Source organism: Mycolicibacterium sp. ND9-15, from assembly GCF_035918395.1.
Taxonomy (GTDB): domain Bacteria; phylum Actinomycetota; class Actinomycetes; order Mycobacteriales; family Mycobacteriaceae; genus Mycobacterium.
Genome location: NZ_CP142362.1, coordinates 559,247 through 575,118 on the forward strand (window position 1 = coordinate 559,247; position 15,872 = coordinate 575,118).

The 15,872-nt window shown below is 68.2% G+C and carries 17 protein-coding genes; 2 read left to right on the top strand and 15 right to left on the bottom strand.

Going from position 1 to position 15,872, the window contains the following annotated elements:
* Nucleotides 1–19: 19 nt before the first annotated feature.
* The 4 genes from cobO to mqo are packed head-to-tail and all read right to left on the bottom strand — an operon-like array spanning nt 20 to nt 4,402.
* Nucleotides 20–634, bottom strand: coding sequence for a cob(I)yrinic acid a,c-diamide adenosyltransferase (gene cobO / locus QGN32_RS02790; protein ID WP_326547154.1), 615 nt, complete (start codon nt 632–634; stop codon nt 20–22).
* A 14-nt stretch (nt 635–648) separates the two neighbouring features.
* The gene (locus tag QGN32_RS02795; RefSeq protein ID WP_326547155.1) at nt 649–2,514 is read right to left on the bottom strand and encodes a magnesium chelatase subunit D family protein; all 1,866 of its coding nucleotides are present in this window, start codon (nt 2,512–2,514) and stop codon (nt 649–651) included.
* Entirely contained in the window at nt 2,511–2,957 is a 447-nt protein-coding gene (locus tag QGN32_RS02800; protein WP_326547156.1) for a GNAT family N-acetyltransferase, read from the bottom strand. Before QGN32_RS02800 ends, QGN32_RS02795 begins: the two co-directional genes overlap by 4 nt.
* A complete protein-coding gene (gene mqo / locus QGN32_RS02805) occupies nt 2,954–4,402 on the bottom strand; it encodes a malate dehydrogenase (quinone) (protein ID WP_326548901.1) in 1,449 nt (482 codons plus the stop codon). Before mqo ends, QGN32_RS02800 begins: the two co-directional genes overlap by 4 nt.
* Nucleotides 4,403–4,654: 252 nt before the next feature.
* On the opposite strand from mqo, the gene QGN32_RS02810 reads away from it, so the two are divergent.
* Entirely contained in the window at nt 4,655–5,635 is a 981-nt protein-coding gene (locus tag QGN32_RS02810; protein WP_442791815.1) for an alpha/beta hydrolase, read from the top strand.
* Entirely contained in the window at nt 5,632–7,047 is a 1,416-nt protein-coding gene (gene mtr, locus QGN32_RS02815) for a mycothione reductase (protein ID WP_326547158.1), read from the top strand. Before QGN32_RS02810 ends, mtr begins: the two co-directional genes overlap by 4 nt.
* 8 nt (nt 7,048–7,055) lie before the next feature.
* Here the strand turns inward: mtr and QGN32_RS02820 are convergent, their stop codons facing one another.
* The 11 genes from QGN32_RS02820 to QGN32_RS02870 all read right to left on the bottom strand — a co-directional run bounded on the left by QGN32_RS02820 (nt 7,056) and on the right by QGN32_RS02870 (nt 15,773).
* The gene (locus QGN32_RS02820; RefSeq protein ID WP_326547159.1) at nt 7,056–7,790 is read right to left on the bottom strand and encodes an energy-coupling factor ABC transporter ATP-binding protein; all 735 of its coding nucleotides are present in this window, start codon (nt 7,788–7,790) and stop codon (nt 7,056–7,058) included.
* Nucleotides 7,787–8,560: a cobalt ECF transporter T component CbiQ gene (gene cbiQ / locus QGN32_RS02825; RefSeq protein ID WP_326547160.1), complete on the bottom strand. Its 774-nt coding sequence runs from the start codon at nt 8,558–8,560 to the stop codon at nt 7,787–7,789. Before cbiQ ends, QGN32_RS02820 begins: the two co-directional genes overlap by 4 nt.
* A 2-nt stretch (nt 8,561–8,562) precedes the next feature.
* Entirely contained in the window at nt 8,563–8,919 is a 357-nt protein-coding gene (locus QGN32_RS02830; RefSeq protein WP_326547161.1) for a PDGLE domain-containing protein, read from the bottom strand.
* Nucleotides 8,916–9,593, bottom strand: a complete 678-nt coding sequence (locus tag QGN32_RS02835; RefSeq protein ID WP_442791816.1) for an energy-coupling factor ABC transporter permease — start codon at nt 9,591–9,593, stop codon at nt 8,916–8,918. Before QGN32_RS02835 ends, QGN32_RS02830 begins: the two co-directional genes overlap by 4 nt.
* A gap of 174 nt (nt 9,594–9,767) precedes the next feature.
* Nucleotides 9,768–10,616, bottom strand: coding sequence for a class I SAM-dependent methyltransferase (locus tag QGN32_RS02840; protein ID WP_326547163.1), 849 nt, complete (start codon nt 10,614–10,616; stop codon nt 9,768–9,770).
* A gap of 239 nt (nt 10,617–10,855) precedes the next feature.
* Nucleotides 10,856–11,044: a hypothetical protein gene (locus QGN32_RS02845; protein WP_326547164.1), complete on the bottom strand. Its 189-nt coding sequence runs from the start codon at nt 11,042–11,044 to the stop codon at nt 10,856–10,858.
* A 34-nt stretch (nt 11,045–11,078) separates the two neighbouring features.
* Complete coding sequence (locus QGN32_RS02850) at nt 11,079–11,408, bottom strand: ArsR/SmtB family transcription factor (protein ID WP_326547165.1); 330 nt, start codon at nt 11,406–11,408, stop codon at nt 11,079–11,081.
* A 103-nt stretch (nt 11,409–11,511) separates the two neighbouring features.
* Nucleotides 11,512–12,288 carry a 3-oxoacyl-ACP reductase gene (locus QGN32_RS02855; protein ID WP_326548902.1) on the bottom strand — a complete coding sequence of 259 codons (777 nt, stop codon included), beginning with the start codon at nt 12,286–12,288 and terminating at the stop codon, nt 11,512–11,514.
* Entirely contained in the window at nt 12,285–13,649 is a 1,365-nt protein-coding gene (locus QGN32_RS02860) for an aldehyde dehydrogenase family protein (RefSeq protein WP_326547166.1), read from the bottom strand. Before QGN32_RS02860 ends, QGN32_RS02855 begins: the two co-directional genes overlap by 4 nt.
* Nucleotides 13,646–14,419 carry a gamma-glutamyl-gamma-aminobutyrate hydrolase family protein gene (locus QGN32_RS02865; RefSeq protein WP_326547167.1) on the bottom strand — a complete coding sequence of 258 codons (774 nt, stop codon included), beginning with the start codon at nt 14,417–14,419 and terminating at the stop codon, nt 13,646–13,648. Before QGN32_RS02865 ends, QGN32_RS02860 begins: the two co-directional genes overlap by 4 nt.
* Nucleotides 14,406–15,773, bottom strand: a complete 1,368-nt coding sequence (locus QGN32_RS02870) for a glutamine synthetase family protein (RefSeq protein ID WP_326547168.1) — start codon at nt 15,771–15,773, stop codon at nt 14,406–14,408. Before QGN32_RS02870 ends, QGN32_RS02865 begins: the two co-directional genes overlap by 14 nt.
* Between the last annotated feature and the right edge of the window lie 99 nt (nt 15,774–15,872).

Below are 15,872 nucleotides of genomic sequence, written 5' to 3' on the forward strand. Positions count from 1 at the left end.
CGCTCGCGCCGATCGAGAGTCACCACTCGATGCCCTTCTGGCCCTTGCGGCCGACGTCCATCGGGTGCTTGACCTTTGTCATCTCGGTGACCAGATCCGCGGCGTCGACGAGTTGCCGCGGTGCGTCACGGCCGGTGATGACGACATGTTGGTTGCCGGGGCGCGAGCGAATCACGTCGACAACCTCGTCGACGTCGATCCAGCCCCATTTCAGCGGGTAGGTGAACTCGTCGAGCACATAGAAATGGTGGCGCTCGTCGGCGAGCCGCCGCGCGATCTCGGCCCATCCGTCGGCCGCGGCGGCGGCGTGGTCGTCCTCGTCACCGTGTTTGCGCGACCACGACCAACCGGACCCCATCTTGTGCCACTGCACCGGCCCACCGACGCCGTGCTCGTCGTGCAGCCTGCCGAGTTCGCGGAAGGCCGCTTCTTCGCCCACCTTCCACTTGGCGCTCTTGACGAACTGGAACACCGCGATGTCGAACCCCTGGTTCCAGGCGCGCAGAGCCATCCCGAACGCCGCGGTCGACTTACCCTTGCCCGCACCCGTGTGCACGGCGAACAGCGGTGTGTTCCGCCGCGCACGTGTCGTCAACCCGTCGTCGGGAACGGTTGTCGGCTGGCCCTGCGGCATGACGGACTCCTTGATCAGGCGGCGGTGCGGACCACGTCGGTGAGGCTGTCCGCTCGGAGATGAGCCAGCCGTACCGCCGGGGCGCCCAGTTGCGCGGCGAGCTCTGAGGCCAACCCCAGTCGCACATAGCTAGTTTCGCAGTCCACGACGACGGCGGCGGCCCCTTCGGCGAGCAGCCGGGCCGCCGCCGACCGCGCCCGGCCCAGCGGGTCGGCACCACCGGTGGCACGCCCGTCGGTCAGTACCACCACCAGGCTGCGCCGCGCCCGGTCACGGGCCTTCTCCCGCACGACCAGGTCCCGGGCCGCCAACAGCCCTTGCGCCAGAGGCGTCTTGCCGCCGGTGTCGAAGCGGGCGAGGCGCCGGCTCGCGATGTGCACCGACGACGTCGGCGGCAGCAGCACCTTCGCGTCCTGCTGGCGGAAGGTGATGACAGCGACCTTGTCGCGCCGCTGATACGCATCGCGCAGCAGCGACAGCGTCGCGCCGCCGACCGCGGACATCCGGTCCCGCGCAGCCATCGAACCCGATGCGTCGACCACGAAGATCACCAGATTGCCTTCGCGGCCCTCGCGGACCGCTCGTCGCACATCGCCCGGTTGTGGCCGCGGCCGTCCCGGCCCACGCTGCCGTTCCGCCGCGGCCAGCAGCGTGCCGAAGACATGCACCCCGTGGCCGGACCCGTCGTTGCTCGTGGCCGAGATCGCCTTGCCCGTGCGGTTGCGTGCGCGCGACCGGCGCCCCGGCGCACCCTCGCCCACCCCCGGCACCACCAGCGACCGGGTGCGGAACACCGCCGATGGCGGTGCGCTGCTACGTGTCGCGCCCGCTGAATCTCGTTGCGGCACCGTGTTGTCCCGGTCATCGCCCTCCGGTGACGACATACCGCCACCAGGCGGGTCCGGATCGGGCTCGGGCCCCCGGTCTTGGTCGGTGGCCTCGTCGGCCTGAGCCATCGCGTCATCGAGTTGGCCTGGGTCCAGGCCCGGGTCGTCGAACGGGTCGCGGCGACGGCGGTGCGGCAGCGCGAGTTCGGCGGCGACACGGATGTCTTCTTCGGTCACCACGTCGGCCCCGCGCCACGCGGCATGGGCGACGGCGGTCCTGGCGACGACAAGGTCGGCGCGCATGCCGTCGACGTCGAACGCCGCACACAGCGCCGCGATACGCCGTAACTCGCTGTCCGGCAATGACACCGAGCCCACCGAAGCGCGAGCGGCCGCGATCCGTCGCGCGAGCTCGGAGTCGGCGTCTGCGTACTCCCGGGCGAAGCGGGTTGGATCGGCCTCGTACGCCATCCGCTGCCGAACCACCTCGACGCGCACGTCGACCTCGCGGGACGCCCGCACGTCGACGGTCAGCCCGAACCGGTCGAGCAGTTGCGGCCGCAGTTCGCCCTCTTCGGGGTTCATGGTGCCGATCAGGATGAAGCGGGCGTCGTGGCTGTGCGAGACGCCGTCGCGCTCGACGTGCACCCGGCCCATCGCCGCGGCGTCGAGCAGCACGTCGACCAGATGGTCGTGCAGCAGATTCACCTCGTCGACGTAGAGCACGCCACCGTGTGCGCGCGCGAGCAGTCCCGGGGAGAACGCATGCTCACCGTCGCGCAGCACCTTCTGCAGATCCAGCGATCCGACGACCCGGTCCTCGGTGGCGCCGATCGGCAACTCGACCAGCTGCCCGCCGGCGGCCCCCGGTGTCGCGGCGTCCACATCCCCGACCGCCTCCAGCACCTTGGCCAGCCCTCGCACGGCGGTCGACTTGGCGGTGCCCTTCTCGCCGCGGATCAGGACCCCGCCGATGTCCGGGCGGATCGCGCACAGCAGCAGGGCCAGCCGTAGGCGGTCATGTCCGACGATCGCGCTGAAGGGGTATGTCACGGCTTCAGCATAGGGACGTGCGGAATGCCGTCCTGCATGAACTCCTCGCCGTCGCGGACGAAGCCGAGGCGGGCGTACATGTCGGCCAGGTACGTCTGCGCGTCGATTCGGCAGCGATAGTCGCCCACTTCCGCCAGCGCGGCCTGCAGCAGCCGCGTGCTGTGCCCGCTTCCGCGCGCCTCGCGCTTGGTGCACACCCGCCCGATCCGGAAGCCCTTCTGCCCCCCGGGATGTTCCTCCATCAGCCGCAACGTCGAAATGACTTCGCCGGTAGGGGTTTCCAGCCAAAAGTGCCGCGTCTCGGCCAGTAGGTCGCGGCCGTCGAGTTCGGGGTACGGGATGGCCTGCTCGACGACGAACACCTCGACCCGCAGCTTCAGCAATTCGTAGAGCATCGCGGCGTCGAGGTCGCGCGACCAGCTGCGGCGCAGCGCAACCGTCATCCGGTGGCCACCGCCGAGGATTCGTCGAGCCGCAGCACCCGGGTCCCGTGCGACCACACCTCATCGAACAGTGCCGGCTCGGAGGACAGCTCGTGACCCAGCGACGGCACCATCTCTTCGATCCGGGGCTGCCACCTCTGGTAGCGCTCGGCGAAGCAGCGCTCCAGCACCTCGAGCATCGCGGGCACGGCGGTCGACGCCCCCGGCGATGCGCCGAGCAGACCCGCGATCGTCCCGTCGCCGGACGCCAGCACCGTCGTCCCGAAGTCCAGAACGCCCCTGCCGCTCTTGCCGCAGATGACCTGCACCCGCTGTCCCGCGACGTTGAGCTCCCAATCGGAATCTCTTGCACTGGGCGCGAATTCGCGCAACGCGTCGATTCGCTCGGCATCTGACAGCATCAACTGGCCGACCAGGTACTTGAGCAACCCGAACTGCGTGAGCCCGACGTTGACCAGGGAAGCGAAGTTGTTCAGCGTGATCGACTCGGGCAAATCGAGGACGTCGCCCTGTTTGAGGAACTTCGGCGACCAGCCGGCGAACGGCCCGAACAGCAGCCAGGACCTGCCGTTGATGACGCGGGCGTCCAGATGCGGAACCGACATCGGTGGCGCGCCCACCGGCGGCTGACCGTACACCTTGGCCCGGTGCGCGGAGGTCAGTCTCGATACGTCGGTACGCAGGAACTTGCCGCTGACCGGGAAGCCGCCGAAGCCCTTGGCCTCCTTGATGCCGGCCTTCTGCAGCAGGTTCAACGCCCCGCCGCCCGCGCCGACGAACACGAAGCGGGACGTGAGCTTGCTGGTGCGGCCGGTGCGCAGATTGACCAGCTTCAGCGTCCACGAGCCGTCGGGCTCCTGGCGCAGGTCGCGGACCTCGTGACCGAACCGGGTCGTCATGCCGCGCTGGGCGACGTAGCCGAGCAGCTGGCGCGACAACCCACCGAAGTCGACGTCGGTACCCTGCTGCGTCCAGTTCAGCGCCACCGGGTCGGAGAAGTCGCGCCTCTCGGCCATCAGCGGCAGCCGCCGGGCGAACTCGTCCTCGTCATCGATGAACTCCATCCCGGCGAAGAGCGGATTGGTCACCAACGCGTCGTACCGGCGCTGCAGGTACTTCACACCGGCGGTGCCGTGCACGAAACTCACGTGCGGCGTCGGGTTGAGGAAGCTGCGTGGATCGCCGATCAACCCGTTCGCCACGGCGTAGGCCCAGAACTGGCGCGTCACCTGGAACTGTTCGTTGACGCGCACCGCTTTCGAGATGTCGATCGACCCGTCGGGCTTCTGCGGCGTGTAATTCAGCTCGCACAGCGCCGAGTGGCCGGTACCCGCGTTGTTCCACGCGTCACTGCTCTCGGCGGCCGCCGCGTCCAGGCGCTCGACGAGCGTGATCGACCAGTCCGGCTCGAGCAGGCGCAGCAGGGCGCCCAGCGTGCCGCTCATGATGCCCGCCCCGACAAGCACGACGTCTGTCGTCCCCGGTTCGCCGTCAGACACTGTCAGTCCCCCAGACGCTGAGATCGGTTGGCCCCTGTGGTTGCGTGTGTGCTCGGCATCAGGTTAGCCCGGAGGCGCTGTTCTCAACCCCGCGCACGCAGAGCCGCCGCTTACCGGGCGATATCGGTCGCGCCGACTATCGTTGCTGTCGTGCCCGACTGGAAGGCAGACGTGCTGCCTGGCTATTGGCAGCACACGATGACCCTCGGAACTGACCCGGACGGGGAGGGCGAGCTCGTCGCGACCATCGTGCGCCGAGGGGAGCCTGCTGCGTCGGCCACTCGCGCGGTGTTGTTGGTGCACGGGTTCACCGACTATTTCTTCAACACCGAGCTCGCCGACCACTTTTCCACCCGCGGGTTCGCGTTCTACGCGGTCGACCTGCACAAATGCGGGCGCTCATGGCGAGAGGGGCAAACCCCGCACTTCACCACCGATTTGACCCGCTACGACGTCGAACTCGAGCGCGCTCTCGACATCATCGGCTCGGTGTCCTCGGCAGAGGTGCTGGTGTACGGGCACTCGGCCGGTGGTCTCATCGTGTCGCTGTGGCTGGACCGGTTGCACGCCCGCGGGCTGACCGAACGCAAACGCGTCGGCGGTCTCGTCCTCAACAGCCCCTGGCTGGACCTGCAGGGACCGTCCATTCTGCGAGCCGCCCCGACGCGTGCCGCGCTGGGTGCCGTCTCGCGGATGCGCAAGCGGATGGTGGTGCGCCCGCCGAGCGAGGGTGGGTACGGCACGACACTGCATCGGGACTATCACGGTGACTTCGACTACGACCTGAAATGGAAACCTGTCGGCGGCTTTCCCGTCACGACGGGCTGGATCACCGCAATCCGCCGGGGGCACGCGAGACTTCACCGCGGGCTCGATGTCGGTGTGCCGAACCTCGTCCTGCGCTCGGACCGCAGTGTTCGCGAGGTGCGGGACCCGCGAAGAGTCGCAGAGATTCAGCGCGGTGACGCCGTGCTCGACGTCAGGCAGATCGCCCGATGGGCGGGCTGCATCGGCAACCGGACCACGATCGTGCCGATCACCGACGCCAAACACGACGTATTCCTGTCGGTGCCCGAACCGCGGCAGGCCGCCTACCGCGAACTCGACCGGTGGCTGGACTGGCATCTCGCGCGCGGCTGCGACGCCGCCACCCGAGCCCGGCAAGCGCGATCGCCATGACGCATTTCGACATCGCGATCATCGGCGCCGGTTCCGGCAACTCGATCCTCGACGAGCGCTACATCGACAAGAAGGTGGCGATCTGCGAGCAAGCCGTTTTCGGCGGCACCTGCCTCAACGTCGGCTGCATCCCGACGAAGATGTTCGTCTACGCGGCCGGGGTGGCCCGCGACGTCGTTGCGGCATCGCAGTACGGCATCGACGCGCAGCTCGGTGGGGTACGGTGGCCCGACATCGTCTCACGGGTCTTCGGGCGCATCGATCCGATCGCGTTGAGCGGCGAGAACTATCGACGCTCCTCTCCGAATGTGGAGGTGTTCGCCAAGCACACCACGTTTCGGCCCACCAGACCCGACGGTCGCTATGCGCTGCGCACCGACGACGGCGACGACTTCACGGCCGACCAGGTGGTGATCGCGGCCGGTTCGCGGGCGGTCGTCCCGGAGGCCGTCACCACGTGCGGGGTGCCGTACCACACCAGCGACACCATCATGCGGATCGCCGACGTTCCCGAGCATCTGGTCATCATCGGCGGCGGATTCATCGCGACCGAGTTCGCCCACATCTTCTCGTCGCTGGGCAGCCGGGTCACGCTGTTGATCCGGGGCAGCACCCTGCTGCGCGGTCACGACGACGACATCGCGATGCGCTTCACCGACCTCGCCGCCAAGAAATGGGAGGTCCGCGATCACCATGAACTGGCCGACGCCCGAGCGACGGGCGACGGTGTCGAGATCATCTGCACAGACGGGACGAAAGTCCGTGGCGACGCCTTACTGGTGGCGACGGGCCGGGTGCCCAACGGCGATCTGCTCGACGCCGAGCAGGCCGGTGTGAAGGTGACCGCGAACGGACAGGTCGTCGTCGACGAGTACCAACGCACCACCGCGCGCGGCGTTTTCGCGCTCGGCGACGTATCCTCGGACTTTCAGCTCAAGCACGTCGCCAACCACGAAGCGCGCGTCGTCAAACACAACCTTCTGCAGGACTGGGACGATACGGATGCGCTGATGTCGTCCAACCACCGTTATGTGCCCTCGGCGGTGTTCACCGATCCGCAGATCGCCAGTGTAGGCCTGACCGAAAACGACGCGCGCGCACAGGGTTTCCGGATCAAGGTCAAGATCCAGGACTACGCCGACGTCGCCTACGGGTGGGCGATGGAGGACACCACCGGTGTCGCCAAACTCATCGTCGACGACGACACCGGCCTGCTGCTCGGCGCACACATCATGGGCCATCAGGCATCGTCGCTGATTCAGCCCGTCGTGCAGGCGATGGCGTTCGACCTGCCCGCGCAGGAGATGGCGCGGGGCCAGTACTGGATTCACCCCGCCCTACCGGAGGTCATCGAGAACGCGCTGCTGGCCCTGTGCGGCGAACCGCCGTGGCCGCCCTCCAAACGGCACTAGCCGGGTCGCTACCGGGTCGGCACCTCGAAGCCCCAGGGCAGCTCAAGCCGGTGCGCGGCAAGCAGTTCCGCGTCAGCGAGGATGTCTCGCATCGGCCCGTCGGCCACGATCATGCCGCGATCCATCACCACCGCCCGCTCACACAGTTGGGCGGCGTAGGGCAGATCGTGCGTGACGATCAGCATGGTGGAGCCCAATCCCGACAGGGTTCCGGCCAGTTCGCGGCGCGCGACCGGATCGAGGTTGGCCGACGGTTCGTCGAGCACCAGGATGTCGGGCCGGCATGCCAGCACCGTCGCCAGCGCCGCACGGCGACGTTGGCCCGCCGACAGGTGGGTGGGGCTTCGGTCGGCTTCTTCGGTTAGGGACACCGTTTCCAACGCCTGCCGTACCCGCGCAGCCAACTCCTCGCCGCGCAACCCGAAGTTCGCCGGGCCGAACGCCACGTCCTGGGCGACGGTCGGCATGAACAACTGATCGTCAGGGTCCTGGAAGACCAGGCCCACGCGCCTGCGGGCATCGTGAAGTGTCTTGCGGGTCAACGTGACATCGCCGATCCGCACCGCGCCCGACGTCGCGGTGAGTACACCGTTGAGATGCAACATCAGCGTGGTCTTGCCCGCGCCGTTCGGGCCCAGCACCGCGATGCGCTCGCCGCGCGCCACGGTCAGGTTCACGCCGTCGAGGGCCACATGGCCGTCCGGGTAGACGTGGCGCAGCGCATCGACCACGATCGCGTTCATCGCAGCACCCACGCCGCCGTCGCTATCCCTGCCGCGGCCACGGCGGGTGTCATCACGACCACCCACTGCGAAGCGACCGCCCGGGGCGGCGCCCCGATCACCGCCAGATCCGGTGCACTGCCGTCGAATCCGCGGGACAGCATCGCGACGTAGACCCGCTCGCCGCGTTCGTAGGACCGCAAGAACAGCGCGCCGATTCCCTTCGCGATCGCGCCCGCCTGATGCAGAGCGCGCGGCGAATCACCCCGCGAGATTCGCGCCATCCGCATCCGACTCGCCTCGGCGCTGAGCAGGTCGACATACCGGATCATCAGGACCAGCACCGAGGTCGCGACCGCAGGCACGCCGAGCCGGCTCAGTGCGGTCGGCAATTCGGTCGTCGACGTGGTGGCGGCCACGGTCAGTGCGGCCGCGACGCCGAGCGTGCCCTTGACCACGATTCCCCATGCCGCCCACAGCCCCGCGACCGAAAGTTGCAACCCCGCAACGTCGATGCGCTCCCCACCTTCGGCGAAGGGCAGCAACACCGCCAGCACCAGGAACGGCGCTTCGATCAGCATCCGCGGCAGGATCCAACGCATCGGGATGCGCGCGAGGCGCCACACGCCGACGATGATCACGGCGTAGACGGCGAAGGGCCAGAACATCTCCCGCGGGGTCGCGACGACGGCGAGCACGAACACCAGCAAGCAGACGACCTTCACCTCGGCGGGGGCGCGGTGCACCGCGGAGTCGTCGTGCCGGTAGAGCGGATGAGCGCCCGCGCCCATGGCTAGCCTGACCTGCTGCGGTCGCCCGCTCTACGGGTGCGGGCGATCAACCAGAACAGCGATCCGGCGACCACGACCGTCGCGAGCACGCCGATGATCCCCGCGATGCCGCCGGTGCCGTCGCGGCCGCCGACGGCGTAGTCGGCCAGCGGGGAGGCCGCCAGGCTGTGTTCGTCGGCGTGCTGGGCGATGCACTCCCCGGTGAGTCTGTCGCCGGCGGCGGTCTCGACGACCTCGCAGCCCCGCAGCGTCGTCGAATCGAGCCCGTCCGGACTCGAACTGGCGAAGTAGGACACCACGCCCGCGATCAGCAGTGTGGCCACGGCGAACACGGCCCAGAACTGCCAGCGGGATGTCATGCCGCGACCTCCTGCCGGCTCCGGCGCAACAGGTAGACCAGATCGGGCCGCGAACGCGCGACGGCCATCACGGTGACCGCGGTGATGACACCCTCCCCCACGCCGATCAGCGCGTGGGTGCCGAGCATGTAACCCGTCACCGCGCCGAGCGACGTCGTCGCTGCTCCGCCCATCGCGTACTCGGCGACGAAGCCCATTGCCGCACAGACGGTGCCGATCAATGCGGCGACGAAGGAGATGGCGCCGAGGCCGGCGACGGGCACGGCCGCGCGCTTGGTGGCGACGGTGTAGAGCAGTACAGCGGTGAAGTATCCGGCCGCCACACCGATCACCGCCATGTTGACGATGTTCGTGCCCAACGCGGTCACCCCGCCGTCGGCGAACAGCAGCGCCTGCACAACGAGCACGATTGCGATGCACAGCGCCCCGGTGTAGGGGCCGACCAAGATCGCGGCGAGCGCCCCGCCCAGCAGATGACCGCTGACTCCCGGCAGGATCGGGAAGTTGATCATCTGCACAGCGAAGATGAATGCGGCGACGAGGCCCGCCAGCGGCACGGTGCGTTCGTCGAGTTCGTTTCTGGCCTTGGCCGCGCACAACGCGACTGCGACGACGGCGATCAAGCCGAACACAACGGACGTCGGGGCGTTGACGATGCCGTCGCTCATGTGCATCGCGACGTACGAAGAGGTCACCCAGCGAGCCTAGATCCCCCGATGAACACCTGTCTAGCTGAACAGGTATTCAGGCGGTATTCCTGTCGAGACACCTGCGCGAGCGCTCACCCTGGTACGGCTCGCGCGCGGGAATTCGTACCGGGATGAGCGCTCGGCGTGATTGACGTACCGCTATCGCTTCGTCGCGGTCACCAGGAGATACTCGGCCTCCCAGAACACCTGTCCCGTGTCGCCGCGAGCGGAGCGCTCGAGGAAGGCCAGGAAGTCGCGGTCGAGCGCCTCGACCCGGTCCGGCTTATCGGCGTTGAACTTGTAGGCGCCGATCGTGGGCCCGTAGTTGCGCTTCCAGTACTCGCGGAATTCGGTCGCGGTCGCGCAGTGGTCCATCACGACGATCTGGCGTCGCGTCTCGAGGCCGTCGACCCGGTCGCCGAACAGCTCGCGCACATGGTCTTCGCTGCCCCACAGCGGCGGCGGGCTGGCCCCGGGAGGCGGCGGCGGCGCGTAGGGCTTCATTGTCGCGAACAGGTTGCCGACGAAACCCTCCGGCGTCCAGTTGATCATTCCGATCGTTCCGCCGGGACGGGCGACGCGGATCAGCTCGTCGGCCGTCGCCTGATGGTGCGGAGCGAACATCGCACCGACGCACGACATCACGACGTCGAAGCTGCAGTCGGCGAACGGCAACGCCTCCGCGTCGGCCTCCGCCCATTCCAAGCTCACCCCGTGCTCGGCGGCGATCCGCCGTCCGGCGTCGAACAACTCCGGGGTGAGATCGCTCGCGGTGACGATGCCGCCGGCCACGGCCGCGGGGATGGCCGCATTGCCCGAGCCCGCGGCCACGTCGAGTACCTGATCGCCCGGTCGCACGCCGCAGGCGCGGACGAGTTCAGCTCCCAGGTCGGGGATCAGCTCGGCGGCCACCGCGGGATAGTCCCCCGACGCCCACAGTGCGCGGTGCTTGGCCTTGAGCTGACGATCGGCCTCGCCGGTGACGGATTTCTTTTCTGCCGTTACCATTTCAACCTCCTCGCAGTTTTCTTCCGCCGTTGCCGCCGCTGCGTCGATACGCCTAAATCGTGCCGTCGCCCTGCTCGCATTCGGTTGCCTCGTCGTCGATCGGTTCGACGAAAGGCGGTGCCTAGCGTGCCTTCCGGAAGCAAGTGTTCGATAAGCGGTTTCGTGACCAATTGTCCGACCCCGAAATTCGCGGGTCAAGACGCCCTGAGGGCCGCCGCTACGGCATCGCCGCCGAACCGCTAAGAAGTTGCTTCGCTGAGGGCTGCGCGGCCCCGACGGACCGACTCGGCGCCGCTGAGCGCGCCGAATCCCGCTTGGTCGACAACACCGGCGAGCCGGTCGTCGGTGAACGGCGAGGGCTTCCCCGCGCGGACCAGGACATAGCGCAGCGCCCGCGCGCTGGTCGGGCGGTGCTGGATTGTTGACATCGACCGGAAGAACCGCCAGGACACGGCGGCCGCGTCAGTTGTGCCGGGCGCCGATCCAGTGCAGCAGGTCGTGCACGATCTCGTCGTCGAGGCGGTAACTGACGCCCCGGCCCACGCGGGTGGCGCTGACCCAGCCCTGCTGCCGCAGCACACGAAGCGCTTGCGACACTGCGTTTTCCGAGCGGCCCAGCGTGGCCGCGAGGTCGCCGACGCGGATTCCCGGCACCCGGTGCAGCGTCAGCAAGATCTCCAGCCGGTGCGGGTCGGACAACAAGTCGAACCGCTGAGCCCAACTGGCCGTGTCGACGTCGGCCAGCGCGGACGCCGCACGTTCGACGTCCACCTGGGCGGCGGGCTCGTTCACGTCACTCAATGTAGCGCCGATCTGCACGCTCGCGGGTGCATGACCGTGCGCAAATGTCGGGAATCAACCTGCGTGTCCCCGACAAACCCGCACGGTCGCGGCCTTACAACGGCGTGACGTAGTGACCGCTGATGCCGCCGTCGACCAGGAAGGACGACGCGGTGACGAAGGAGGCGTCGTCGCTGGCGAGGAACGCCACCGCGGCCGCGATCTCCGCCGGTTCGGCGAACCGGCCGACCGGGATGTGCACCAGCCGCCGCGCGGCCCGTTCGGGGTCTTTGGCGAACAACTCCTGCAGCAGCGGGGTGTTCACCGGTCCCGGGCACAGCGCGTTGACCCGGATGCCCTGCCGCGCGTACTGCACCCCCAACTCACGCGACATCGCGAGCACCCCGCCCTTGGACGCGGTATAGGAGATCTGCGAGGTGGCCGAACCCATCACCGCCACAAACGAAGCGGTGTTGATGACCGAACCCTTCTGCCGGGGCACCATGTGCCGCAGCGCCGCCCTGCAGCAGAAGAACACCGACTTGAGGTTGACGTCCTGTACCCGCTGCCAGGCGTCGATGCCGGTGTTCTCGATCAGGTCGTCCTCGGGCGGGCTGATACCCGCGTTGTTGAACGCGATGTCGACCCCGCCGTGCACCTCGAACGCGGTGTCGAACAGGTTGTCCACCGCAACCTTGTCGGAGACGTCGACCTGCACGAAGGTCACGTTCAAGTCGTCGGCGACGCTCTTGCCGGTCGTCGCGTCGACATCTCCGATGACGACGACGGCGCCTTCGGCCTGCATTCGCCTGGCGGCCGCCAGTCCGATGCCGCTGGCGCCGCCGGTGACGACGGCGACCTTGCCGGCGAGTCGTTGCGTCAGGTCCATCAGGCCTCCTGCACCGCGATGAAGACGTTCTTGGTGTCGGTGAACGACAGCGGTGCGTCCGGGCCGAGTTCACGGCCGAGGCCGGACTGTTTGAACCCGCCGAACGGCGTGTTGTAGCGCACCGACGAGTGCGAATTGACAGAAAGGTTGCCCGATTCCACCGCCCGCGAGACGCGGATCGCCCGCGACAGGTTGTCCGTCCAGATCGAGCCGGACAATCCGTACGGGGTGTCGTTGGCGAGCGCGATCGCATCGGCCTCGTCGTCGAACGGCAGCACCGTGACGACTGGGCCGAAGATCTCCTCCCGCACGGTCCGGTCGGTGCGCTGCGGTGTGAGCACTGTCGGCGGGAACCAGTATCCGGGGCCCGACGGTGCCGACCCGCGGAACGCGACCGGCGCGTCGTCGGGGACGAAGGACGCCACGGCGTTCCAGTGCGCCTTGGACACCAACGGGCCCATCTCGGTGTCCTTGGCGCGCGGGTCACCGACGACGACGCCCTTGACCGCGGGCTCGAGCATCTCCATGAAGCGGTCGTAGACGTTGCGCTGCACCAGGATTCGGCTGCGTGCACAGCAGTCCTGGCCGGCGTTGTCGAACACACCGTACGGCGCGGTGGCCGCCGCCTGCTCGAGATCGCAGTCGTCGAACACGATGTTGGCGCTCTTGCCGCCCAACTCGAGCGTGACGCGCTTGACCTGCTTGGCGGCGCCCGCCATCACCCGGGTGCCGACCTCGGTCGAGCCGGTGAACACGATTTTGCGCACGTCGGGGTGGGTGACGAACCGCTCACCGACCACCGAGCCCTTGCCGGGCAGCACCTGAAACAGATCGGCGGGAATGCCGGCTTCGACGGCCAACTCCCCCAGGCGGATCGTGGTGAGCGGCGTCCACTCGGCCGGTTTGATCAGCACCGCGTTACCGGCGGCGAGCGCAGGGGCGAACCCCCAGGACGCGATCGTCATCGGGAAGTTCCACGGGGTGATGACGCCGACCACCCCGAGCGGTTCGTTGAATGTCACGTCGATCCCACCGGTGACCGGAATCTGCTTGCCGGACAACCGTTCTGGTGTGGCGGCGTAGAAGTGCAGCACGTCGCGGACGTGGCCGGCCTCCCACCCGGCGTTGCCGATCGGGTGCCCGGAGTTGGCGACTTCCAGGGCCGCCAGCTCGTCGATGCGCGCGTCCACCGTCTCCGCGAATGCGCGCAACGCCGCCGCGCGCTTGGCGGGGGCCCGTCGCGACCAATCCCGTTGCGCCGCCTTCGCCCGCGCCACCGCATCGTCGACCGCGGCTTCGTCGGTCCGCTCGACGGTGCGCAGCAACTCCTCGGTCGCCGGGTTGATCACGTCGGATGCGCTCACGTGTTCGTCCTTCCCCTCGCATACACATCCGCGGCTTCGACAACCGCGGCGAACAACCGCAGGTCGTCGAGGCGCTCTTCGGGATGCCACTGCACCGCCAGCGTGAACTCTTCGCCCGGGATCTCGACCGCCTCGATGACCCCGTCCTCGTCCCACGCGCAGACCACCAACCCGTCGCCGAGTTTGTCGATCGCCTGGTGGTGATAGCACTGGGCGTCCGACGTCTCCCCGATCAGCCCGGCCAACCTGGTGCCGGGCACGGTGCGGATCGTCGAGGTGCTGAAGACCGCGTTGCCCTGCTGATGGCGGGTGTGACCGATGACGTCGGGCAGGTGCTGGTGCAGCGTCCCACCGAACGCGACGTTGAGCACCTGGGCCCCGCGGCAGATCCCGAGCACCGGCATACCGCGCCGCATCGCCCCCCGCACCAGCGCGAACTCGAACTCGTCGCGGCGGCGGTCGTCGGCGGTGCCCTGGTCGGTGGCCGGGTGCCGCTCCTGGCTGTAGTACTCGGGTACCACGTCGCGGCCGCCGGTGATGATGACGCCGTGGAGCCCGTCGAGCACGCGGTCGGCGATGTCGTCGTCGACCGGTTGCGGTGGAAGCAGCACCGCGATACCACCCGCCAGCGCGACGCCGTCGAAGTAGATCGCCGGCAGGAAGCTTGCCCGCACATCCCAGATTCCGGTCTGCGCTTGCTGCAGATAGGTGGTCAGCCCGATGACCGGGCGGACACTTCTCTCTCGAGCCAGGAAGTCAGAGCCGCTCAAAGCCCCGCACCCGTTCCCAATCCGTGACGGCGGCGTTGAACGCGGCCAGCTCCACGCGGGCGTTGTTCAGATAGTGCTCGACGACCTCGTCCCCGAACGCCGTCCGCGCCACCTCCGACTTCTCGAACAACGCGGCGGCTTCGGTCAGTGTCGTCGGGAGTCGCTCTGCGCCACCGGTATAGGCGTTACCCTTCGTCGGCTCGGGCAGTTCGAGCCCACGTTCGATGCCGTACAGCCCACCTGCGATCAGCGCCGACACCGCCAGGTACTGGTTGACGTCGCCGCCGGGTGCCCGGTTCTCCATCCGCATGCCGTGCCCGTGGCCGACGACCCGCAGAGCGCAGGTCCGGTTGTCCAGCCCCCACGCGATCGCGGTCGGCGCGAAACTGCCGTCGACGAACCGCTTGTAGGAGTTGACGTTCGGCGCGTAGAACAGTGTGAGCTCTCGCAGCGTCGCCAGCTGGCCGGCAATGAAGCTGCGGAACATCGGGGACATGCCCCGCGGATCGGTCTCGTCGGCGAACACCGCGGCACCGTCGGTTCCCCGCAACGATATGTGGATGTGGCAGCTGTTGCCTTCGCGCTCATCGAATTTCGCCATGAACGTCACACTCTTGCCGTGCTGGTCGGCGATCTCCTTGGCGCCGTTCTTGTAGATCGTGTGGTTGTCACAGGTGACCCGCGCGTGGTCGAATCGGAACGCGATCTCCTGCTGGCCGAGATTGCATTCCCCCTTGGCGCCCTCGCAGTACATGCCCGCACCGGTCATGCCGAGACGAATGTCGCGCAGCAACGGCTCGATCCGCGTCGACCCGAGCACCGCGTAGTCGACGTTGTAGTCGGAGGCCGCCGTCAGCCCCCGATACCCCTTGGCCCACGCCTCGCGGAAGCCGTCGTCGAACACCATGAACTCGAGTTCGGTGCCGACGTAAGGCACCAGTCCGCGTTCGGCGAGCCGGTCGATCTGGTTATTGAGGACGCTGCGCGGGGCCTGCCGGACTTCGCTACCGTCGTGCCAGCCGAGATCGGCGATGACCAGCGCCGTCCCGGGCAGCCAGGGGATCAGCCGTAACGTCGAGAAGTCGGGCGTCATCACCATGTCGCCGTAGCCGGTCTCCCAGCTCGACATCGAGTACCCGTCAACGGTATTCATATCGACGTCGACCGCCAGCAGATAGTTGCAGCATTCGGCGCCGTGCGTGGCTACCTCCTCGACGAACATCCGGGCCGACACCCGCTTGCCGGTCAGCCTGCCCTGCATGTCGCAGAACGCGACGATGACAGTGTCGATGTCCCCGGCCGTCACCAGCCGCTCGAGATCGGCCTGCGACAACATGCCCGATGTGACGCTCATCGTGGTGGGGCCTTCCTCCATGTCGCTGGCGGCGCGAGATTGACCGTTAGTCAACCATTGTCAGTGGTTGGCTTCGGCGTTCCGCCACGTCTCTACGCA